Origin of the sequence: Microbulbifer sp. YPW1, assembly GCF_013367775.1 — a bacterium.
Taxonomy (GTDB): domain Bacteria; phylum Pseudomonadota; class Gammaproteobacteria; order Pseudomonadales; family Cellvibrionaceae; genus Microbulbifer.
In genome coordinates, this window is sequence record NZ_CP055157.1 from 231,315 (window position 1) to 253,330 (window position 22,016).

The following is a 22,016-nucleotide window of genomic DNA, read 5'->3' on the forward strand; positions in this document are numbered from 1 at the left end:
TAAAACCTTTTATTGATTCCCGTTGGTCAGTGCCTGCACAACCAGTTCCATACGCGCACTGCGGGAACCTTTCACCAGCACAGTGGTGTTTCCATCCAGCTCCGGCGCCAGCGCCCGTACCAGGGACTCGCGCTCGGAAAAATTCCTTTGTTTGTTGGGGTGCCCGGCGGCAAACTCGATGCTCGCCGCCGCACTCAGGGTTCCCAGGGTAAACAGTTGATCGATACCGCGTTCACGGGCCAGCTGCCCCATATCGCGGTGCGCACGATCCGCTTCCGGACCGAGCTCTGCCATATCCCCCAGAACCAGTATTTTCTTGCCTTCCCGTTGCGCGAGCAGCTCGATGGCGGCGCTGACGGAACCCGGGTTGGCGTTATAGCTGTCGTCAATCAGCGCCGCTCCAGATACTCCGGTAAACGACTGCATACGGCCGCCAACCCCTGTGAGCGCACTCAGGCCCGCAGCAATTTCCGCAACGGGAATACCCGCGGCGTAGGCACAGCCCGCGGCGACCAGCGCATTGTGCACATTGTGCTCGCCGAGCACCTGCAGCTGCACCGGGTGGGACACACCTTCGATGACCAGATCAAACGACGGACAGCCCAGCGTATTCAGCGCAATATTGTCCGGGTGGATCGCACATTGATGTCCAAACCCGACCTCAAGGGTACGTACGCCTTCCGGCATTCCACTGCGCCAGTAATCCGCGTAGTTATCATCCGCATTGATCACCGCGATCCCGCCATTTTCGAGACTGGTGTAGATCTGTCCCTTGGCGGTGGCGATGCCATCGACGGAACCGAAGCCCTCGACATGCGCGGGCATCACATTATTTACCGCAGTAATCTGCGGTTTTGCGATGCTGCACAGGTAGCCGATTTCATTGGGACCACTGGCTCCCATCTCGACGATCAGGACCTGATGCTCCGGTGCCAGCGAAAACAGGGTCATGGGCACACCGAAGTGGTTGTTCAGATTGCCCTGGGTTACACAGACCTTGTGGCGCTGGCCAAAAATCGCCGCCAACATTTCCTTTACGGTGGTTTTGCCGCAGGAGCCGGTTATCCCGATAACAGGTCCTTCGAACTGTTCGCGACACAAACGACCAATCTGGCCAAGCGCCACAGTGGTATCGGGTACCAGCCATTGCGGCGTCACCGAGCCTTCGATGATTTTTTCCGTCACTACCCCGCGGACCTTGCCGTCTACCTGAGCAAGGAAATCGTGGGCATCGAAGCTCTCACCGCGCAGGGCAACGAACAGAGAATCCGCATCCAGCTTACGGGTATCAGTGCAAACCGCATTGAACTCCACGGAGCCATTGACCAGTTCACCGCCGAATCGCTGTTGCAACTGTTGCAGGGAAAGCGATGCAATCATTAGCGACTACCCTCCACTTCCTGCTCGGCTCTGCGCGCGAGGGCATCGGCGGCCTGTTCGCGGTCACAGAAATGCAGTTTCTGGCCAGCAATCAGCTGGTAATCTTCGTGCCCCTTGCCCGCGATCAGAACAGTGTCACCGGCCGCCGCCTCGCCGATGGCAAAGCGGATGGCTTCGGCGCGATCGATTTTCACAGTGCTGTGATCGCCCTCAACCCCCGTCAGAATTTCATCCACAATCGCCTGCGGATCTTCCCCGCGCGGGTTGTCACTGGTAACCACCACGTGATCCGCAAGCTCTGTCGCAATACGCCCCATGGGAGCGCGCTTGCCATTGTCGCGGTCACCACCGCAACCAAAGACACACCAAAGCTTGCCACGGCAATAAGGGCGAGCAGCTTCCAGCGCTGCGCGCAACGCATCGGGAGTGTGCGCGTAATCCACCAGCACATTGATTTCATCCGCGGCCTGACCTTCGCTCGCGACACGTTCCATACGCCCGGGTACCGGTTGGATATTGGGAAACTCGGCGAGAATGTCCGCCAGCGGCATACCCGCGGCGCCCACTGCAGCAACCACGGCCAGCGCATTGTGGATATTGAAATCACCGATCAGCGGTGCGCGCAGTTCTCCTTCGCCCCAGGGGGTAATCAGATCCACGGCAAATCCATCGTCGAGACGCTTCAGATTGCGCACCTGAAGATCCCCGGACTGCAGTCCATAGGTAATCACCTTGAGCCCGCGCAGCTTGCAGCGTTCGACCATCTGCGCGCCGAACGGATCATCAATATTGATCACACCACGCTTGAGTTTGGGTAAGCCGAACAGCTTTTCTTTGGCGGCACCATAGGCAGCCATATTGCCGTGGTAGTCGAGATGATCGCGGGTCAGGTTGGTGAATACCGCGGTATCGAACACCAGTCCGTGTACACGCCCCTGGGACAGGGAGTGGGAGGAGACTTCCATGGCGGCAGCGCGCGCTCCCTGGGCATAAAACTCCGCATAATCGTGTTGCAGACGCACCGGGTCGGGCGTGGTCAGTCCCGTCTCTTGCAGGCTGATCGCGCCCTCTTTCCATACGCCATTGCCAATAGTGCCCATCACCGCCGCACTGCCGAAGTGCTTCGCCAACAATTGGGAAGCCAAGTAGGCACAGGTAGACTTGCCATTGGTTCCCGTTACACCGACGAGGTACATGGCCTCCGATGGATGTCCGTAGAAACGCGCCGCGATCTCGCCAACACGGGCGGCGAGCCCGGGGACAGTGACCACTTGCACACCCTTGCGCTCTTCGGCTCCCAACACGTCACCGTCCGCCAGTACCGCGGCGGCGCCACTGTCGATAGCAGCATCAATAAACTGACGCCCGTCTACCACGGTGCCACGCAGGGCCATAAATACGTCACCGGCTTTGACCTGTCGGCTATCCAGCGCCACGCCGGTCACCTGGATATCCGGAATCCCCGCGTAACCCGGCACCAGGGTCACCAGGGAGATCTTGCGATTCTGAAATCTATTCTGCTGGTTCACGATGCAGTACCTCTCTCGTCCAGCTGCGTCGCCAACTGCTGCTCAGCAGGGGCAACCTTTTCCGGCGGCACCTGCAACAGGCGCATGGCACCGGTCATTACTTTGCCAAATACCGGCGCGGCCACTTCACCACCGTAGTACTTGGCATTACTCGGGTCGTCGATGACAACCACCGCCGCGAGGCGCGGATTATCCGCAGGAACAAAGCCGGCAAACACCGACCGGTAGCGGTTATCGGCATAACCGCCGCTACCCACCTTGTGAACGGTGCCAGTCTTGCCCGCTACCCGGTAACCTTCCACCGCAGCCCGCTTGCCGGTCCCCTCGGAGCCGATAACAGTTTCCAGCATGGCACTGACCTGACGCGCCAGTTCAGGCTCGACCACAGGTTCACCTGCCACCGGCTTTTTACCCTGCGCCAAAATCAGCGAAACCGGGCGCTTGAGCCCGGCATTGGCGACGACACTGTAGGCTTGGGCCAATTGCACGGCGTTCACTGTTAAACCGTAGCCGAAGGCAAAGTTGGCCAATTCAATGGGATGCCAACGATCCCGGGTGGGCAGAATGCCCGGCGCCTCCCCGGGGAATCCGCTGCCAACCGCCTCTCCGAGCCCCAGGCGATAAAAAAGTTCACGTAAAGTTTCTGGCTCCAGATCCATCGCCACCTTGGTGATCCCGACCTGGCTGGACTTGGTTATCACCCGGGTCAGGTCTATCTCCCCGTAGTTCACCGGATCCAGCAGCGTCTTGCCCGGCAGGCGGATATAGCCGGGACTCGTGTTGATTCGGGTATGGGGCGTATAACGTCCGGTCTCCAGCGCCGCCAGCGCGGTCAGTGGCTTAATGGTGGAACCCGGTTCGAACTGGTCGATCAGTGCGCGGTTGCGCATCGCCGCCGCCTTTACCCCTTGACGATTATTCGGGTTAAAAGAAGGCTGATTGGCCATCGCCAGCACATCGCCACTCTGGGTATCCAGAATCACCATAAAGCCCGAGGCGGCACCGTTTTCCGCCACCGCTTTTTTCAGTTCCCGGTATGCCAGGTACTGCAGGCGCATATCGATGGTGAGCTGCAGATCGCGGCCGGGGCGTGCCTCCTGCTTTACAGCCAGATCCTGCACCGTGCGCCCTTTCAGGTCTTTCACCACCTGACGCTTGCCCGCTTCGCCCGCGAGGGACTGCTCGTAGGCAAGCTCGAGCCCCTCCTGGCCGAGGTCGTCAATATTAGTAAAGCCCAGCAACTGCGCAGTGACCTCGCCGGCCGGGTAAAAACGGCGATATTCCTTCTTGCTGTAAACACCCGCCAGATCCAGGCCCAGCACCTTGTCCGCACGCTCCGGGGTCATGTGGCGACGGAGGTACATAAAACCCTTGTTGCGATACTTTTCCAGGCGCTTGGCAAGGCGCGCCGGTGGAGTACCCAGAGCCGCCGCGAGCGCGCGCAAGTCTTCCGCGCTCGCCTCTTTCAACAGCTGAGGGTTTGCCCAGATGGTCTGCACCGGGGTACTCACCGCGAGCAGTTCGCCGTTGCGATCAACGATGGAGCCCCGGTAGGCAGCGATTTCCTCTGTGCGAATGGTACGCGCGCGCCCCTGATCCTGAAGGAAGCGGTAACCCTTATCCTGCTCCGGCAATACCTGCAGGCCCGCCAGGTGCACGATCAGCGACACAGCGAGCAGGCACAGCAAACCGGCCACCAGCGCAAAGCGCCAGCGGGCAATTCCCGGCTGTTGTTGCTGTTTTTTCACTGCACCCATGTTCGAAATATTCCCTGCGCTTTTCGCGCACCTTTTATCTACTTGGATTTACTGGCTCTACCGTCAATCTACTTATTGCTTCTTTCTATTACCTGTTGCGACTAACTATTTGACCAGCACCCGCTCTGCCGGCGTCGGAGCCCGCATCTGTAATTCCTCCCGCGCCACCTGCTCGATCCTGCTGTACGCCGACCAGGCACCGCGCTCCAGCAGCAACCGCTCCTGCTCGTAGCGCAACTCATCGCGATGGTGTTGCGCTTTTTCCAGCTGGGCGGTCAGCGCCCGGCTCTGCTGGGTGGTGTGCACCACCCCCAGGGCCGAAACCATCAGCAGCCCCCAGAGCCCAACCAGCAACCATCGGTTTCCGTTCAAACCCAACCTCAACTCGCTGCCATCAAGCCAGTCGTTCGGCCACGCGCATGACTGCACTGCGCGACCGCACGTTGTCACCAATCTCTTCGGCCTCGGCCTTCACCGCCTTGCCCAGAGAGCGCAGCGTGCGGTGAATCTGGCTATCCATTACCGGCAGACCACGCGGCAATTGCGGACCCTTTTCCTGCTCGCGGATGAATCGCTTCACCATGCGATCCTCCAGCGAGTGGAAGCTGATCACCACCAGACGACCGCCCGGCTTCAGCAACGCCAGAGATTTCTCCAGTGCGGCCTTCAGATCATCCAGCTCCCCGTTGACGTGAATCCGGATGGCCTGGAATACCCGTGTTGCCGGATGCTTCCCTTTTTCCCAGGCCGGGTTTGCAGCTTTCACCACCTCGGCCAGATCCAGGGTGCGCGCAAAAGGTGTTTCCGCCCGCCGGCGCACAATGGCTCCGGCCATACGGCGCGCAAAACGCTCCTCTCCATACTCCTTGAACACGCGAGCCAGCTCAGCCTCGGACTCGGTATTTACCCAATCCGCAGCACTTATTCCGCGGCTGGTATCCATTCGCATATCCAGCGGGCCGTCCTGCATAAAACTGAAACCGCGCTCGGCCTGGTCCAGCTGCGGTGAAGACACCCCCAGGTCCAACAGGATGCCACTCACCTGTCCAGTCATTCCGGCCGCCGCTTGATCCATATCGGCAAAGGACCCGTGCCAGATATCGAAGCGCGGCTCATCGCCAAAACGCTCGCCGGCAAACTCGATGGCCTGGGGGTCCTTATCTACTGCCAGCAGACGACCAGCCTCTCCCAGCCGCTCCAGCACCAGCGCACTGTGACCACCGCGCCCAAAAGTCCCGTCTATATAAAAGCCGTCGGGATCTACCACCAGGGCATCCACAGCCTCGCGTAACAACACACTGCGATGCAGATCTTGGGACACCCCGTTCTCCTAAATTTGTGAAAAATCGTTCGTGAAACTTGCTTCCGGAATCCAATCAGAGAGACAGAGACGCCATCTCTTCCGGCATCTCTCCGTCGCCCTCGCTGTCGTCCAGCCAGTCCATCCAGCGGTCTTCGCTCCAGAGCTCGAGCTTCTTGCCCTGCCCCACGAGCATCAGCTTTTTCTCCAGCCCGGCGTACTCACGCAGGGTCGGCGGAATCAGTACGCGACCATTGGCATCCACCTGCAGCTCGCAGGCGTAGCCGATCAACAGCCGCTGCGCGCGACGCGCAACCTTGTTGAAACTGGACAGCGCTTCAATTTTAGGGAGAATTTCGCGCCACTGCGCCTCAGGATAGACGAGCAGGCAACGCTCTTCCGTATGCGCAGTAACGACCAGCCGGCCACCGCAATCTTCCAGCAGCGAGTCCCTTACTCGCGCCGGAATGGCCAGACGCCCCTTGGCGTCCATATTGATTGCGTGACTTCCCAGATACATGGATCAGCTTCCGCGATCGCCCCTGGCTCGGTTTTGATTGTGAAAGGCGAAAAATTGCGCGATTTGCCACCGGGATGCGTGATTAACCACTCACAACCACATTCACCCCACCAAGCCCCACAAAATTCCACTTTTCTCCACTTCCGACACTATAAATCTGGGCGGCATAAAGTCAAGGAAATCGACAGTATCTCCAGAGAAAAAACCCAGTATTTTCGCGGCCTACAGGCGAAGTGTTTACATTTTGAGCGCGACTGCGGATGGGCAAATATGCAACAGAGCAAGCACTTACTCTGGCAAGCTGACAAGTTACTTTAAGTTTGGGCGGGAGCCCCCTGAAGCGGAACAAAAACCCGTTTTGCGAGTAAACACTAACCGGGATGGACACCGGACAAGGAGAAATGCGCCAGAAACGCGCAGGAAGAGAAGTGGACGCCGCGACGCCGAACCAAAGGGAGATCCGTGTCCTCGTCTCATGTTAGAACGTCAGGGCATATAAAAATCAGCTTTTATTATTTTTAATGGGAGTCGAGTCACTGTAGCTTTGCCGTATCCGAAAATTCATCAGGAATACACCGCAATGGGCTTTTCAGCAGGACTGAGCAAACAGAGCGCCACCACACGCACCTTCCATCACGGTGCGGACCTGGACGCGCTCAATCAGCGCTTCAAAGGCAGCAAGCCCAGTGAAATCATGCAGTTCACTATCGCCGAAGCGGAAAACCCGGTGGTATTCACCAATTTCCGCCCACTGGCGGTGGCATTCCTGCATCTGGTCACCCGCGCCAAACCCGACATTCCCGTGATCTGGGTGGACCATGGCTACAATACGCCGGAAACCTACCGCCATATCGAGAAGGTCATCAAACTCCTCGACCTGAACCTGTACACCTACTCCCCGAAAATGTCAGCGGCACATTACAACGCGGTCTACGGCGGCATCCCCCCGCTGGACACCCCGGAGCACGACTTTTTCTCCCGCACCGTCAAGCTGGAGCCGTTCAACCGCGCCATGCAGGAGCTGAAGCCGGACGTATGGCTGAACGGTATCCGCCACGACCAGAACGCCCACCGCCAGGGTCTCGATATCTTTACCAAGGGCAATCACGGCACCATCCGCGTGGCCCCCATGTTCCACCTCAAGGAAATTGATGTGGAAGAGTACGTGTACGAGAACGACTTGCCGGACAACGACGTTTACTTCGATCCGACCAAGGGTGAAGAGCACCGCGAGTGCGGTCTGCTGCTGCAGAAATAAGCGGGAAGCCTGAGGCCCGGAACAGGTAATCAACCAGCGGCGCGGGCGCCGCGGTCTCATACGCGTGGAATTTGGTGAGTCAGCCGATAAGCCGGGTTCTGTCGCGGACAATCATTCATCTGGGATGCCTGTCACCAGACACCTCAAGCGACCTACCCGCCCCCAGTGCGGGTCACACCTGCTAGCTTTCGCTAAAGGGGGCCTATTTGGTCTTGCTCCGAACGGGGTTTACCGTGCCACGAACTGTTACCAGTCGCGCGGTGCGCTCTTACCGCACCCTTTCACCCTTACCTGTGCTCCCGAAGAAGCCATCGGCGGTCTACTCTCTGCTGCACTTTCCGTAGGCTCGCGCCCCCCAGGCGTTACCTGGCGTCCCACCCTATGGAGCCCGGACTTTCCTCCATCCCATCGCCCGAAGGCGACAAAACAGCGATTGCCTGGCTGACTCGGCGCGAAGAGTAATGACCACTGCAGGCAGATGCAAGCAGAACCTCCGGCCCGCGCGTCAACCTCCCCAATCGCCCTACTTTTGCGCCAGCGACCAGTTATACAGCAGTTTTTTGTTCACCCCGGTAATCTCCGCCGCCAACGCAGCCGCACGCTTGGGGGGCAATTCGGCCAGTAACAGCTTCATCACCCGCTCGGCCTCTGCATCCAGCTCCGACGCCTTGCCCTCGGCCGCGCCCCGCACCAACAGCACTATCTCTCCCCGCTGCTGGTTACTGTCTGCCGCCACCCAGTCCGCCAGTTCCGCCAGCGGTAACAGATGAATGGTTTCAAATGCCTTGCTGATCTCCCGCGCAATGACCGCCTCGCGCGTACCCCCGAAAACCTGCCGCATCGCACCCAGGGTATCCAGCACCCGGTGCGGGGCCTCATAGAACACCATCGTGCGCGTTTCACCGGCGAGCGCCTGCAGGGCCTTCTCCCGCGCCAGCGGCTTGGCGGGCAGAAACCCCTCAAAGCTGAAGCGATCACTGGGCAACCCGGCGGCGGACAGGGCCGCCACAAAGGCACAGGGCCCCGGAATTGGCACCACAGTAAAACCGCGCTCGCGGGCCTCCCGCACCAGGCGGTAACCGGGGTCCGAGATCAGCGGGGTGCCCGCATCGGAAATCAGCGCTACCGTCTGCCCCTCTTCCAGACGCTGCAGAATCTTTGCGGTTCGCTGGTCATCGGAGTGATCGTGGTACGCCACCAGGGGTGTTTCGATGGAAAAGTGGGAAAAAAGTCTCTGACTGTGACGGGTGTCTTCCGCCGCCACCAGATCCGCGGATTGTAGAACTTCAACGGCTCGCGGTACCATATCCGCCAAATTGCCAATGGGCGTCGCGACGATATAAAGCACCGCTGTATCCAGCCCCATAGTTCACTCCAGAATAAGTTTTGTGGGAGAAGAATATGTCCGCCCTTAACCGGCGAATCCCCTTCGTTATCAATAGCCTGGCAGCCGCCACTCTGGCGCTGACCCTGGCCGGATGCCAGACACCGAGCACCGAGCCCGGCGCACAGATCCCGGCCAACACCGGCAGTCCCGCCGTAGCGGACCGCCAGAACGCTATCCGCCTGTTGAATAGCGCCAGCCAGTTGCCGTCCCCGGAAAAAGACCGGGCACAGCTGCAGGCGGCCGCCATTCTATACACTCTGGGCGATAACGCGACGGTCCGGCAAGCTGCCAGCACCATCGATGCTGAGCAACTGACCGATACCGAGTACGCGAAGTACGCCCAGGTATACGGCAGCGCCCTGGCTGCAGACGACGAGTTTTTCGCCGCGCTGGACCTGGTGAGTGCGCCGCGCCTCGAGCAGGCCTGGTTCCAGATCCCCGCAAACACGGCGCTGCCGCTGCGCAATCTGCGCGCAGACTTGTGGAGCCTGATGGGCGATATCGACAGCGGCATCGCCGAGCGCCGGCGCATCGCCCCGCTGGCCCTCGACGACGAAGCCATTGCCGCCAATAACGATGGCTTCTGGCAACTGCTGACCCAGCTACCCTCCAGCGAGCTTAAACAGCGCGCCGAGGAAAGCCTGGACTCGAAAATGCGCGCCTGGTACCAGCTTGCCCTGCTGGGACGCGACACCCAGGCCGATATCAGCACCCAGCTGACCGCACTCAGCCGCTGGCGCCAGCAATGGCCGTCCCACACAGCCGTCTCCCACCCGCCACAGGCGCTGCAGCTGCTGGAGCGCCTGGCCTCCCAGCGGGCACAGAACGTTGCCCTGCTGCTGCCTCTCTCCGGCCCACTGGGGAGCGCGGGACGTGCGATTCGAGACGGCTTTATGGCGGCCTACTACAGCGCCCTGGAAGCCGGTGCCCCGACACCCCAGGTGCAGGTATACGATACCGGTACCGGCCAGCAGTTTGAGGAAATCTACCAGACGGCGGTGAACAATGGCGCCCAGGCAGTAATCGGACCGCTGGACAAAAGCAGAGTCGCCAACCTGTTGGCCACCGAAACGCTGCCGGTCCCGACGCTGGCACTAAACTACGGTGATCAGGGGCGCCTTACTGACGACCTGGTCCAGTTCGGGCTTGCCATTGAGGACGAAGCCCGCCAGGTGGCACGACAGGCCTATCGCCAGGGGCACCGCCAGGCGATGATCCTGGCCCCGGAATCCAGCTGGGGACAGCGCGGTCTGGAGGCATTTACCGAAGAGTGGAACCGCCTCGGCGGTACTGTCAGCGAGAGCCGCAACTATCGCGACAACACCAACTTTTCCCAGCTGATCAGTGACTCCCTGTTGATCTCCGAGAGCAAGGAGCGCGAGCGGGAACTGCGCAGCAAACTGGCAGCACCCCTGAAATTCACACCGCGCCGTCGCGGCGACGTGGACATGCTGTTTGTACTCGCCCAGCCCCAGCAGGCGCGGCAGATCAAGCCGATGCTGTCGTTTTTCTACGCCGGTGAACTGCCCGTATTCTCCACTTCGCAGATATTCGCCGGCAACGTCGACCGCCAGCGCGATCGCGACATCAACGGTGTGCGCTTTACCGCACTGCCGTGGCTGTTTGAAGACGACAACAAGACCAAGCAGAACATCGTCAAACAGGCAGCGCCGGCGCCCGCATTTGCACGACTGTACGCGCTGGGTGCGGACGCATTCCGCCTGTACCCGCGCCTGCCGATCCTGCGTCAGTTCCCTCAGCAACAGGTGTACGGCCTGACTGGCGCGCTCAGCCTGAGTGCTGACGGACGTATCGTGCGCGAGCAGATCTGGACCAAGATCGAGAAGGGCGCACCGGTCCCGATCACCACGGGCGAAACCGGTGTAATGGCTACGGACAGCAGCGCGAGTATCGATTAAACACTGCAGACATCCATCCATAGAAAGGGAATTCCATGGATACCACCAGTATTGGCAACCGTATGGAGGCCGTCGCCGAACGGCATTTGACGCGCGCCGGCCTGCGCATTGTGGAGCGCAATTTTCGCGGTCGTTACGGAGAAATTGACCTGATCGCGCGCGACGGCAGCACGCTGGTTTTTATTGAAGTGCGCTACCGGCGCAACCGCAACTTTGGCGGAGCCGGAGTTTCAGTTGATTTCCGCAAACAGCGCAAACTGCTGGCCACCGCCAACGGTTATCTGCAATATCGTAAAATTGATTGCCCCTGTCGATTTGATGTCATCACCATCGAACGGGACGAACGAAACGAATCCCTGAATATCGATTGGATTCAAAACGCCTTCGGGCAATAGGCTCATCCAGATGGAAACCACAGAGTAAATGGAACAGAGAGTTGTAACGCTGTTTCACCACAGCATTGAAGCAACAATGAATGCTGGTGAACTTTTGGCACCGCTAATTGCCGAAGCCAGCGAAATGATCGTGCACACACTGTTGGCAGAAAACAAACTCCTGATCTGTGGCAACGGCCTCAGCGGTGCCCTCGCGCAAAGCTTTTCCGCACAATTGATGGGCGGCTTTGAGCGCGAGCGCCCAGGGCTACCCGCGCTGGCACTGAACGGAGACGCCATCACCACCGGTACGGTTGCGCGCAACCACGGTCGCGCGGAGTCTTATGCTCGCCAGATCCGTGCGCTGGGCCAGCCCGGCGATCTATTGGTGATCATCAGTACCCACGGCAGTGATTCCAATCTGGTTCAGGCAGTGCGTGCGGCACACGACCGGGACATGGGTGTGCTCGCACTCACCGGTGGCGAAACCGACGGCGACTGTACCGCCCTGCTGGATGTGCACGATATTGAACTGCGTGTGCCGTCACCGGTTGCCTCCGAGGTACACCAGGTCCACCTGCTAACTCTGTTCTGTCTGTGCGATCTTATCGACAGCAGCCTGTTTGGCGGATACGAGGAATGATCCATGCAATTGAATACAGGTAAACCATCTTTGAACCCTCTGAAGCTGACCATTGCCGCTTGCGCCCTCTCCATTTTGAGCGGCTGCGCGACCGTACTCGATGCCACACACGACGGCCCGATTCAACCGGACCCGGGTGAGCGCACTTTCGGCACCTATATCGATGACCAGCAGCTGGAAACCATCACCAAGGTCAATATCGGCAAGGCGCACCCGCAGCTGAAAGCGGCAAACATCGACGTAACCAGCTTCAATGGCGTGGTTCTGCTCACAGGCCAGGTGCCCAGCAATGAGTTGCGCAATCTGGCGGGGGGCACCGCGCAACAGGTGCACTCCGTTCGCCAGGTTTACAATGAAATCCAGGTGCGCGGCACCACGTCCATGCTCGCCCGCACCAGCGATACCTGGCTGACCACAAAAGTGAAAAGTGTGTTGGTGACCGACAAGGAAATCGACAGCGGCCGCATCAAGGTAATCACCGAGAATGGTGTGGTGTACCTGATGGGACTGCTGACCCGCCACGAAGCGGAAAATGCCGCAGAAAAGGCACGCACCGTGGGCGGGGTTCAGAAAGTCGTGAAAGCGGTGGAATATATCGACTGATCTTCCCGCCTGTTCGCACAATAAAAAACGGAGGCCCAGGCCTCCGTTTTTTATTGGTGCGGGAATAATACGGCTAGCGGCCCGCACATCCGGGGCCACTACCCGGTCGGCTTATGGACGCTCCAGAGCCACCGCCGTTGCCTCACCACCGCCGATACACAGGCTCGCCACACCCCGTTTCAGGTCGCGATTTTCCAGCGCGGCAAGCAGGGTCACAATTACCCGTGCACCACTGGCACCAAGCGGATGTCCGAGGGCACAGGCACCGCCATTGACGTTGACCTTGTCCCGCGGCAGGTCCAGCTCTTTCATTGCCGCCATGGTGACCACGGCGAAAGCTTCGTTGATCTCGAACAGATCCACATCCGCCGCACTCCAGCCAGATTTCTCCAGCAGGTTGGCCATCGCCGACACCGGTGCCGTGGTAAACCACTCCGGCTCATGGGCGAACTGGCTCTGCCCCTTCAGCACCGCCAGAATGCGGATACCGCGCGCCTTGGCTTCGCTCTCGCGCATCAGCACCAGCGCCGCCGCCCCATCGGAAATGGAACTGGCGTTGGCCGCAGTGACGGTACCATCCTTGCGGAAAGCCGGGCGCAGTTGCGGAATCTTGTCCGGACGCGCGCTGCCGGGGCCCTCGTCCACGGACACTTCTACGTCGCCCCTGCGCGAGCAGACAGTAACCGGCGTGATCTCGCGCTCGAAAGCGCCGCTCTCGATAGCCGCATTGGCGCGCGCCAGTGACTCCAGCGCGAACGCATCCTGCTCCTCGCGGGTAAATGCGTATTTGTCCGCGGTGCACTCGGCAAAATTGCCCATCAGCTGCCCGTCATAGGCGTTTTCCAGACCATCGGTAAACATGTGGTCGAGTACTTCGCCGTGTCCCAAACGCATACCGGCACGCGCCTTGGGCAGCAGGTAGGGTGCATTGCTCATGCTCTCCATACCGCCGGCAACAACCACTTTTGCGTCTCCTGAGAGCAGTGCGTTGCGGGCCATCATGACGGTTTTCATACCGGAACCGCACACCTTGTTTACAGTCGTGGTCGGGGTACCCTCGGGAATACCGGCCCCCAGGGAAGCCTGTCGTGCCGGTGCCTGGCCGAGGCCTGCTGGCAACACACACCCCATCAATACTTCATCTACATCGCCTGCCGCCACACCGGCGTCCGCGAGCGCGCCGCGGATGGCAACCGCGCCCAGCTCGGGGGCGCTCAGACCCGACAGTGCGCCCTGCATCGCGCCCATGGGTGTGCGGGATATTCCAACAATGACCACGGGGTCTGTCACTTGCTCGCTCATGCTGTAATCACTCCAGATTTAACGGCAAACGCCACAAAAAGCTGACCAGCATTGCGGCGACTCCTATTTTCGCGGCAGATTATACCCTATCCCGGGGGGCCTTCGCCTATCCACCTTTCGTTGTATTGTCCATGGTAGTATCGGGCGCAATTTAGGGATAAACCGATCCCCCCGACAAGACTGACCTTTGACTACAGGAAGACTGCACCCATGGAAGTTTCAACCATCGTCTGGCTGGTAATTCTGGCTGCGCTGGCGTTTTACATCATCAGCATTTACAACAAGCTTGTATCCCTCAAGAACCGCTATGAAAACGCGTTTGCCCAGATCGAGGTGCAACTCAAACGCCGCTACGACCTGATTCCCAACCTGGTGGAATCCGCAAAAGCCTACCTGAAGCATGAACGGGAAACCCTTGAGGCGGTGATCAGCGCGCGCAACTCGGCCCTGGCTGGCCTGAAAGCCGCCGCCAGTAACCCCGGCTCCGCCGCAGCCATGGCAGACCTCGGCAACGCCGAGGGCGTTCTGGCCAACGCTCTGGGCCGCCTGAACGTGGTCATGGAAGCCTACCCGGACCTGAAGGCCAACCAGACCGTTCAGCAGGTGATGGAGGAGCTGACCAGCACCGAAAACAAGGTTTCCTTTGCGCGCCAGGCATTCAACGACGGAGTGACCGCCTACAACACCTTCCGCCAGAGCTTTCCCCCGGTGTTCTTTGCCGGCTTCTTCGGCCACCGCGAGAACGGCAAGCTACTGGAGTTCGCCGACTCTGAGGTATTCCAGGCTGCCCCCAAGGTCCAATTCTGACGCGCTGCCATGAACTTTTTTGAATACCAGGACAAAGCCCGCCGCAACTCCACCCTGCTGGTAGCGCTGTTTGCGACGGCAGTGCTCGGGCTGATCGCCATTACTACCCTGTTTATCGCCGCGCTCACTCACTACTCCCGGGGACAGGAATCGGCGGCTTCCGTTGGCACCATGCTGGGCAATTTAGGGTGGGACACGGTGGCCGGTATTGCGGTGACCATCGCCGCGATTATTGCCGTGGCGAGCTTTTTCCGCCTGCGCCAGCTGGCAGCCGGAGGGCGTGCAGTGGCGGAATCCCTGGGCGGCAAGAAGATCAACATCTCCCCGTCAGGCCTCGCCGAACAACGCGCGCTGAATGTGGTGGAGGAAATGGCGCTCGCCTCCGGAACCCCGGTACCGGATGTCTACATCATTGAAGACGAAGCGATCAATGCCTTCGCCGCCGGCTACAAGCCCGCTGATGCGGTGGTCGGGCTCACCCGTGGCTGCATCGAACAACTCAGCCGGGACGAGCTACAGGGCGTTGTAGCGCACGAGTTCAGCCATATCTTCAATGGAGACATGCGCCTCAACATTCGTATTGTCGGGCTGTTGCACGGCATCCTGATCATAGGATTGCTGGGTACCTGGCTGCTGCGCGGCAGCTACTGGAGTGGCGGGCGCGACAATCGGGGACGCGCAGTGGCCTTCGGCATCGGCGCCGGACTGGTAGTGATCGGGTACACCGGCACTTTTTTCGGCAACCTGATCAAGTCAGCAGTAAGTCGTCAGCGGGAGTACCTGGCGGATGCCTCCGCCGTGCAGTTCACCCGCAGCAATCAGGGGATCGCCGGTGCGCTGAAAAAAATTGGCAATTACACACCCGGCTCCAACCTGAGCGCCGCCAACGCCAGCGAATTTAGCCATATGTATTTCGCCAGCAGCCTGAAACACTCGCTGCTGGGTATGTTTGCCACACACCCGCCGCTAGCTGCGCGCATCCGCCGACTGGACCCAAACTGGCAGGGCGGGAGCGCACGTGCACAAGGTCCGCAGGCGGCCCCGACTTCGGATGTCACCCAAGCGGCGCACCCCACCGCCGGTGAGCAGGTATCGCGACTGCACGAGGCGACACAGACAACCCCGACCGCACCTGCGGGCGCCGGCAACCCGTATCAGGCGCAGTTGGGCAGAGTCCTGGAAACCGTCGACAACAATATTGCCGCCCCCTCCGCCGGGCATTTGAATCTGGGGCGCGAGCTGTTGTCCCGGGTTCCGCCAGACCTCAAGGCCGCAGCCCACGACCCGTTTGCTGCCCGCGCCGTGGTATACGGCCTGCTGATGGCACCGGAACAGCAAACGCTGCAGAGCGACATTCTGGCCCGCTCAGCGCACCCGGCTGTGCTGCGGGAATACGGCAAACTGGAGCCGGCAATTAAGCAACTGCCGGTAGATTGCCGACTGCCCCTGCTCGACCTGTGTGTACCGGCACTCAAGGCGCTGGCGCCCCAGCAGTACCAGATCTTCAAACGCAACGTGATAAAACTGCTGCGAGCGGATGGCAAGGTAGAGATTTGGGAATGGGCGCTTTACCGGGTCCTGATGCACGGCCTGGAGGGCGCACCGGATTTCCAGCGCAAAGCCGGCAATGGCAGTAACAAGGCCATCGGCGATGCACATCGATTCCTGCTGGCCACGATGGCCCATGCGGGTCACGACGCCTACCTGGATGCCCGGCGCGCTTACGACGCGGGGCAGACGCACCTGGGACTATCCCCCACCACCCTGCCCGCGCGCAGTGACATCACCCTGCAGAGACTGGATAAGGCATTGGCGATCGCCGCAGACACCGCACCGCTGCAGAAGCCGCTATTCCTCAAATCCCTGGCCGTGACCCTGGCCCACGACGGTGTGGTCGAAGGCACCGAGGTGGAATTGCTGCGGGCAATTGCAGACTGCCTGGACTGCCCAATGCCACCGGTTTTGCCCGACATAGCCCGGAGCGCAACCGCCGACCCGGCGCTGGAAGCGGCACTGTAATCCCGTCCATAGCGAGCAGCTTCGTTCAAAAACGGCGCTCCCGGCAGCAAAAAAGCCAGCACTCGTGCTGGCTTTTTTGCTGCCCTGCCCAATCACTCGCGCCTGACATCTAGGCCAGCGGGAGAATACTAGGGGATATGCCGTCAGGTATTTTGGTAGACCGGCCCCACGCCCATACTCCAGAGAATGACGGTGCCGACACGCACAGTAACCAGTAGGACTAACCCCACCGTCACCACGGATGACGCGTATACGAAGGCCCGCTCCTTATCGATATTCATCAGAATCGGTATTCCCTCGTAAATGAGGTAGATGGAGTAGCAGGTGGCCAGCAGCGTGACTGCCGCATTCAGCCAGAGACTGGGATATAGCCCGACAAACCCCACCAGAAAGATCGGTGTCGTTGCAAATACGGCAAGTGCAGTACCCTCATAGTGCCGAGTCTCTTCATCACCAGGCACCCTGAACGACCTTGCCATCCAGTTAATGAATTCGCCAAAGATATACACACCAAAAAGAATGGCGAAATAGGTGATTACCGCCAGAACCAACGCGCTGGACGGCGTCAACTTTTGAAAATTGTCACCGATACTAAATCCCACCTGAGTCACCCCGATGTAGCCAGAAACCACCGGAATGAGCGCCAGAATGGGCACATGACTCAGAAATACCTGCACAAACGAGTGCTTGTCAGATCGAATTGCCTGCCACTCTTTATCCGGGTTAGTAAAAATACCGATGGTATGGCTTAGTAATCTCACGCGGGTCCCTCCTACGCATCGCTTGCTTGCAGTATCGGAAGACCAACGCGAATTCACCAATCAATAACAGGAATAAGGCGTCAATTTTTACGCCAGCACGCAAAGCGTATGCACGGAACAGGAGCAGGCAAGGAGATACGCGACCTTCAGGCCGCCCGTGGAGGGATCACATGAGCGGGAATCCGCCCGGGGCGAGCCCTGGCAGCAGCCAGGGCTAACGGAGACCACAGGAGGTTACTTGACCACCCGCAGCGAGGGCTTTTTGGAAGGCTTTTTGAGTGTGGTTGGCGGCGTCGGCTCTGGCGGCTCCGGCGTTTCTTCCGGCTCGAATACCATACCCTGCCCGTTTTCACGGGCATAAATACCAACCACCGCCCCTACCGGCACCTGAATGTCGGTAGGTACACCGCCGAAGCGCGCGTTGAAGCGGATAGCATAGTTGTCCATGGTCAGCCCCATCACCGCTGTTTCAGAGACATTCAGGACAATTTGCCCATCTTCATTCACATGCTGCTGGGGAACCAGCACACCGTTCATGTGGGTATCCACCAACAGGTACGGCGTGCACTTGTTGTCGGTAATCCACTCGTAAAACGCCCGCAACAGGTAGGGGCGATTCGGGGTCATCGGCGGTTTATTCAATCAGCACCTCAAGAGCGCATTTCGCGCTCAAATTCGGTCAGGCTCTGCTGGAATGCTTCCCGTGCGAACAGGCGATCCATGTAGTCCAGCAGCGGCTTGGCTTGCTTGGTCTTGGGCAGCGCGATTTCCAGCTGATCCAGACGCCACAGCAGGGGCGCCATACAGCAATCCACCAGGGAGAACTCCTCGTTAAAGAAGTACGGCAGGTCGGTGAACATCGGCGCAATCCCAACCAGGCTATCGCGCAGCTCTTTACGAGCCGCAGCCACGTCTTTGCCACCGGCGAGAATTTTGTCTACCAGCGGACACCAGTCACGCTCGATACGATGCATGATCTGACGACTCTGGGCACGGGCTACCGGGTAAACCGGAAGCAGTGGCGGATGCGGGAAGCGCTCGTCCAGATACTCCATCATCACCTTGGTTTCAAACAGTACCAGGTCGCGATCCACCAGGGTGGGCAAGGAGTTGTATGGGTTGAGGTCTGCGAGCTCCGACGGCTTGTCGTCTGGATCTACATCAATGATATCAACGGAAACACCTTTCTCCGCCAGGACGATACGCACCCGGTGGCTAAAGTGACAACGACCATCGGAAAAGAAGGTCATGGAGGAGCGCTTGTTGGTGGGCACACCCATTGTGGAACTACCTCAATCTACTGGCCGGTGTTAATCCGACCCTTTTCAAAACGGAAACCGGGCGGCTGGGCTGAACCGGAAAACCGGCGGCCCACCACCCGGAAAAACTGCTGGCTATCGCTTAGTGGTGAATATCTTTCCAGTATTCGCGATTCAGCAGCCAGGCAAAGATAAAGAACACCAGGATGAACGCCAGCACATAGAAACCGATGCGCTTGCGGGTTTCGGCCATGGGTTCCGCAATGTATTCCATGAAGTTAACCAGGTCGTAAACCGCCTGATCGTACTCCACATCGTCCATTGAGCCCTTCACCTTATTGACCTTCAGGCTACCGCAGTTGGCATCCATGATCGAGTTGCCCAATTCATCGCGCACTACCTTGCCGTGGTCGCGCTTGGGGCCGGGCGCGCATTCGGGCAGGCCCTGGAGCTCCATCAGCACGTGCGGCATACCTACATTGGGGAACACCTTGTTGTTCACACCGGTAGGACGGCTGTCATCCTTGTAGAAGCTCCGCAGGTAAGTGTAAAGCCATTCCGGAGAGCGTGCGCGTGCAACCAGCGTCAGGTCCGGGGGCGCGGCACCAAACCACACCTTGGAGTCATCCGGGCGCATGGAGATTTCCATCAGGTCGCCGATCTTGTCGTCGCCCAGCACCAGATTCTGCAGCATCAGCTCATTCGGGATATCCAGATCGGTAGCGACACGCTCCCAGCGGGAAAAGTTCGCACTGTGACAACCCATGCAGTAGTTGACGAAATACTTGGCGCCGCGCTGCAGGGAGGGCTTGTCCGTGAGATCAATATTGATGTGATCCAGCTCAACAGAGCTCTCCGCTCCTACCGCCTTGATCGGTACAAACGCCAGCAAAGCGACAGTGATAAAGCCACCCACCAGCAGGATGAAGGACTTGCTGCCAGACTGGCTGGTAACACGGGCCGGCTCAGGGTGCACCGCATCGCGGTTGGTCAACCACGGCAGTACCGCGAAGAAGGCCGCAAACAAGAGTGATACCGCGCAAACAAACAGGCTCGCTTTCCAGTTGACCAACGCCATCCACAGGAACATGAAGGCGAAGGCCCCACTAACGATCCAGGACGCCAGCCCTTTGCGGGTGGTCGGATTGGTCCAGATCGGCATGGTCACAAAGAACGCGAAGTAGAACAGGGTCGCTACCTGCGCCAGGAAGTTACGTCCGGGGGTCGGCGACTTCACACCCAGATAACCCAGGATGATGAACACCGCGGCAAACACCAGCAACAGGACCTTCGGCAGAATGCCCTTGTAACGGATGGACCTTACCGGGCTCTTGTCGAGCCATGGCAACACAAACAGGATCGCGATAGCTGCCCCCATGGCCACCAGGCCGAGGAACTTGGCTGTCAGCGGACCGATGTCCATGGTCACCGCACGCAGCACGGCGTAGAACGGCGTGAAGTACCAAACCGGCGCAATGTGTTCCGGCGTCTTCAGCGGGTTCGCCTCTTCGAAGTTGGCGTATTCGAGGAAGAAACCGCCCATTTCCGGGAAGAAGAACACCACCACACAGAATGCGAACAGGAATACCGCGATACCAACCAGGTCGTGCACGGTGTAGTACGGATGGAAGGCAACGCCGTCCAGCGGCACACCGTTTTCATCCTTGTTCTTTTTGATCTCGATGCCGTCCGGGTTGTTGGAACCCACTTCGTGCAGCGCCAGGATGTGCAGCACAACCAGCAGCACCAGCACCAGAGGCAGCGCGATCACGTGCAATGAGAAGAAGCGTGTCAGGGTAATACCGGAGATCAGGTAGTCACCGCGAATCCACTGCACCAGGTCTTCACCAATGCCGGGAATGGCACCGAACAGCGACACGATTACCTGTGCACCCCAGTAGGACATCTGGCCCCACGGCAGTACGTAGCCCATGAAGGCTTCCGCCATCAGGACCAGGTAAATACACATGCCGAAGATCCACACCAGCTCGCGCGGCGGCTTGTAAGAGCCGTACATCAGGCCGCGGAACATATGCAGGTAGACCACCACGAAAAACGCCGAGGCGCCGGTGGAGTGCAGGTAGCGGATAATCCACCCCATCTCGACATCGCGCATGATGTACTCGACGGAAGCGAAAGCCCCTTCAGCGGAAGGGTTGTAGCTCATGACCAGCCAGATACCGGTCAGCAGCTGGTTCACCAGTACCAGCATCGACAGTACGCCGAAGAAGTACCAGAGGTTGAAGTTCTTGGGCGCGTAGTACTTGCCCATGTGGGTATCCCACGCGCGATAGATCGGCAGGCGCTGATCGACCCAATCACCCAATGCGGTTAACCAGTTCATGCGGCGCCCTCCTGATCCACACCAATTACGATGACGTCGTCACTTTCATAGGAGTACGGCGGTACATCCAGGTTGGTCGGGGCAGGAACGCCCTTGTACACACGGCCGGCCAAATCGTATTTGGAACCGTGGCACGGGCAGAAGAAACCACCCATCCACTCGCTGCCGCCCAGGTCTGCAGCACCCACTTCCGGGCGATACATCGGCGCACAACCCAGGTGGGTACATAGACCTACCAGAACCAGGGTCTGGGCCTTGATGGCGCGATTTTCAGGATCGACGTAAGCAGGCTGGTTGGATTCAGCTGACTGGGGATCGCGCAGTAACGGATCCACTTTGACGAGGTTGTCCAGGGACTCCTGGGTCCGGCGCACCACGTACACCGGCTTGCCGCGCCACTCGACGGTGACCATCTGGCCCGGCTCCAGTTTGCTGATATTGTATTTGACTGGCGCGCCGGCAGCTTTTGCCTTGGCGCTCGGATTCCAGGAGGCGACAAAAGGTACAGCGACTCCGACCGCGCCTGCACCACCTACAACCGAGGTGGCAGCGGTCAGAAATCTGCGACGCCCCACATTTACACCGTCATCACTCATGACGTAGTTCTCCCATCACAGCGCCCCGCATAACCTGCATCAACGCAAGCCCGAGGCTGACTGGCCCAAACCCAAAAATTCCGGAAACCTTCTGCGATAAATCTGTCTGGCCAGCATGTGCGGTGACTCAGGGTAACCCGCATATGGCAGCGACGGTGCAGCCCCAACGGTTCAATACCAGAGAGAACAGAGCACCCGCACAGCGGTAATTGAACCACCACTGCAAATCAGCGACTTAAATCAGAAACTCCCCTACAA

General features: G+C 59.3%; 20 protein-coding genes and 1 other RNA gene. 7 read left to right on the forward strand and 14 right to left on the reverse strand.

Features of this window, described 5'->3' with window-relative positions:
• Positions 1-9: 9 nt before the first annotated feature.
• The 6 genes from murF to mraZ form a co-directional block, all read right to left on the reverse strand.
• Positions 10-1,380 (reverse strand): UDP-N-acetylmuramoyl-tripeptide--D-alanyl-D-alanine ligase, encoded by a 1,371-nt coding sequence (gene murF, locus HUW35_RS01055; RefSeq protein ID WP_181253882.1) that lies wholly within the window; start codon positions 1,378-1,380, stop codon positions 10-12.
• The gene (locus tag HUW35_RS01060) at positions 1,380-2,909 is read right to left on the reverse strand and encodes a UDP-N-acetylmuramoyl-L-alanyl-D-glutamate--2,6-diaminopimelate ligase (RefSeq protein WP_255463408.1); all 1,530 of its coding nucleotides are present in this window, start codon (positions 2,907-2,909) and stop codon (positions 1,380-1,382) included. The genes murF and HUW35_RS01060 overlap by 1 nt, the downstream gene beginning before the upstream one ends.
• The gene (locus HUW35_RS01065; protein WP_181253883.1) at positions 2,906-4,666 is read right to left on the reverse strand and encodes a penicillin-binding protein 2; all 1,761 of its coding nucleotides are present in this window, start codon (positions 4,664-4,666) and stop codon (positions 2,906-2,908) included. The genes HUW35_RS01060 and HUW35_RS01065 overlap by 4 nt, the downstream gene beginning before the upstream one ends.
• Positions 4,667-4,771: 105 nt before the next feature.
• A complete protein-coding gene (gene ftsL / locus HUW35_RS01070) occupies positions 4,772-5,038 on the reverse strand; it encodes a cell division protein FtsL (protein WP_181253884.1) in 267 nt (88 codons plus the stop codon).
• 22 nt (positions 5,039-5,060) lie between these two features.
• The gene (rsmH, locus tag HUW35_RS01075; RefSeq protein ID WP_181253885.1) at positions 5,061-5,987 is read right to left on the reverse strand and encodes a 16S rRNA (cytosine(1402)-N(4))-methyltransferase RsmH; all 927 of its coding nucleotides are present in this window, start codon (positions 5,985-5,987) and stop codon (positions 5,061-5,063) included.
• A gap of 55 nt (positions 5,988-6,042) precedes the next feature.
• Positions 6,043-6,486, reverse strand: coding sequence for a division/cell wall cluster transcriptional repressor MraZ (gene mraZ / locus HUW35_RS01080; RefSeq protein WP_078085699.1), 444 nt, complete (start codon positions 6,484-6,486; stop codon positions 6,043-6,045).
• 580 nt (positions 6,487-7,066) lie between these two features.
• Between mraZ and HUW35_RS01085 the strand changes: the two genes are divergently transcribed.
• Positions 7,067-7,744 carry a phosphoadenosine phosphosulfate reductase family protein gene (locus HUW35_RS01085; protein WP_181253886.1) on the forward strand — a complete coding sequence of 226 codons (678 nt, stop codon included), beginning with the start codon at positions 7,067-7,069 and terminating at the stop codon, positions 7,742-7,744.
• Between the two features lie 71 nt (positions 7,745-7,815).
• Here the strand turns inward: HUW35_RS01085 and rnpB are convergent.
• An RNA gene (gene rnpB / locus HUW35_RS01090) (RNase P RNA component class A) lies at positions 7,816-8,193 on the reverse strand.
• Between the two features lie 74 nt (positions 8,194-8,267).
• Positions 8,268-9,110, reverse strand: a complete 843-nt coding sequence (gene rsmI, locus HUW35_RS01095) for a 16S rRNA (cytidine(1402)-2'-O)-methyltransferase (protein ID WP_181253887.1) — start codon at positions 9,108-9,110, stop codon at positions 8,268-8,270.
• Positions 9,111-9,145: 35 nt separating this feature from the next.
• Here rsmI and HUW35_RS01100 point away from each other — a divergent pair, with 35 nt between their 5' ends.
• Genes HUW35_RS01100 through HUW35_RS01115 form a run of 4 tightly spaced genes read left to right on the forward strand, consistent with a single transcriptional unit; the run spans position 9,146 to position 12,670 of the window.
• A complete protein-coding gene (locus tag HUW35_RS01100) occupies positions 9,146-11,050 on the forward strand; it encodes a penicillin-binding protein activator (RefSeq protein ID WP_181253888.1) in 1,905 nt (634 codons plus the stop codon).
• Between the two features lie 35 nt (positions 11,051-11,085).
• Positions 11,086-11,445, forward strand: coding sequence for a YraN family protein (locus tag HUW35_RS01105; protein WP_181253889.1), 360 nt, complete (start codon positions 11,086-11,088; stop codon positions 11,443-11,445).
• A 28-nt stretch (positions 11,446-11,473) separates the two neighbouring features.
• Positions 11,474-12,067, forward strand: a complete 594-nt coding sequence (locus tag HUW35_RS01110; protein WP_078085703.1) for an SIS domain-containing protein — start codon at positions 11,474-11,476, stop codon at positions 12,065-12,067.
• A 3-nt stretch (positions 12,068-12,070) separates the two neighbouring features.
• Positions 12,071-12,670: a BON domain-containing protein gene (locus HUW35_RS01115; protein WP_219932629.1), complete on the forward strand. Its 600-nt coding sequence runs from the start codon at positions 12,071-12,073 to the stop codon at positions 12,668-12,670.
• Positions 12,671-12,781: 111 nt separating this feature from the next.
• Here the strand turns inward: HUW35_RS01115 and HUW35_RS01120 are convergent, their stop codons facing one another.
• Positions 12,782-13,972 (reverse strand): acetyl-CoA C-acyltransferase, encoded by a 1,191-nt coding sequence (locus HUW35_RS01120; protein ID WP_181253890.1) that lies wholly within the window; start codon positions 13,970-13,972, stop codon positions 12,782-12,784.
• 210 nt (positions 13,973-14,182) lie between these two features.
• On the opposite strand from HUW35_RS01120, the gene HUW35_RS01125 reads away from it, so the two are divergent.
• The gene (locus HUW35_RS01125) at positions 14,183-14,779 is read left to right on the forward strand and encodes a LemA family protein (RefSeq protein ID WP_078085706.1); all 597 of its coding nucleotides are present in this window, start codon (positions 14,183-14,185) and stop codon (positions 14,777-14,779) included.
• Between the two features lie 9 nt (positions 14,780-14,788).
• Positions 14,789-16,798 carry a M48 family metallopeptidase gene (locus tag HUW35_RS01130; protein WP_181253891.1) on the forward strand — a complete coding sequence of 670 codons (2,010 nt, stop codon included), beginning with the start codon at positions 14,789-14,791 and terminating at the stop codon, positions 16,796-16,798.
• A gap of 143 nt (positions 16,799-16,941) precedes the next feature.
• Here the strand turns inward: HUW35_RS01130 and HUW35_RS01135 are convergent, their stop codons facing one another.
• The 5 genes from HUW35_RS01135 to petA all read right to left on the reverse strand — a co-directional run bounded on the left by HUW35_RS01135 (position 16,942) and on the right by petA (position 21,758).
• On the reverse strand, positions 16,942-17,559 hold the full coding sequence (locus HUW35_RS01135) for a Yip1 family protein (protein ID WP_181253892.1): 618 nt from the start codon (positions 17,557-17,559) through the stop codon (positions 16,942-16,944).
• 234 nt (positions 17,560-17,793) lie between these two features.
• Positions 17,794-18,186 (reverse strand): ClpXP protease specificity-enhancing factor, encoded by a 393-nt coding sequence (locus HUW35_RS01140; RefSeq protein WP_078085709.1) that lies wholly within the window; start codon positions 18,184-18,186, stop codon positions 17,794-17,796.
• A gap of 23 nt (positions 18,187-18,209) precedes the next feature.
• Positions 18,210-18,839, reverse strand: a complete 630-nt coding sequence (locus HUW35_RS01145) for a glutathione S-transferase N-terminal domain-containing protein (protein WP_078085710.1) — start codon at positions 18,837-18,839, stop codon at positions 18,210-18,212.
• A 121-nt stretch (positions 18,840-18,960) separates the two neighbouring features.
• Positions 18,961-21,162, reverse strand: coding sequence for a ubiquinol-cytochrome c reductase (locus tag HUW35_RS01150; protein WP_181253893.1), 2,202 nt, complete (start codon positions 21,160-21,162; stop codon positions 18,961-18,963).
• Positions 21,159-21,758: a ubiquinol-cytochrome c reductase iron-sulfur subunit gene (petA, locus tag HUW35_RS01155; RefSeq protein ID WP_181253894.1), complete on the reverse strand. Its 600-nt coding sequence runs from the start codon at positions 21,756-21,758 to the stop codon at positions 21,159-21,161. Before petA ends, HUW35_RS01150 begins: the two co-directional genes overlap by 4 nt.
• Positions 21,759-22,016 lie beyond the last annotated feature (258 nt).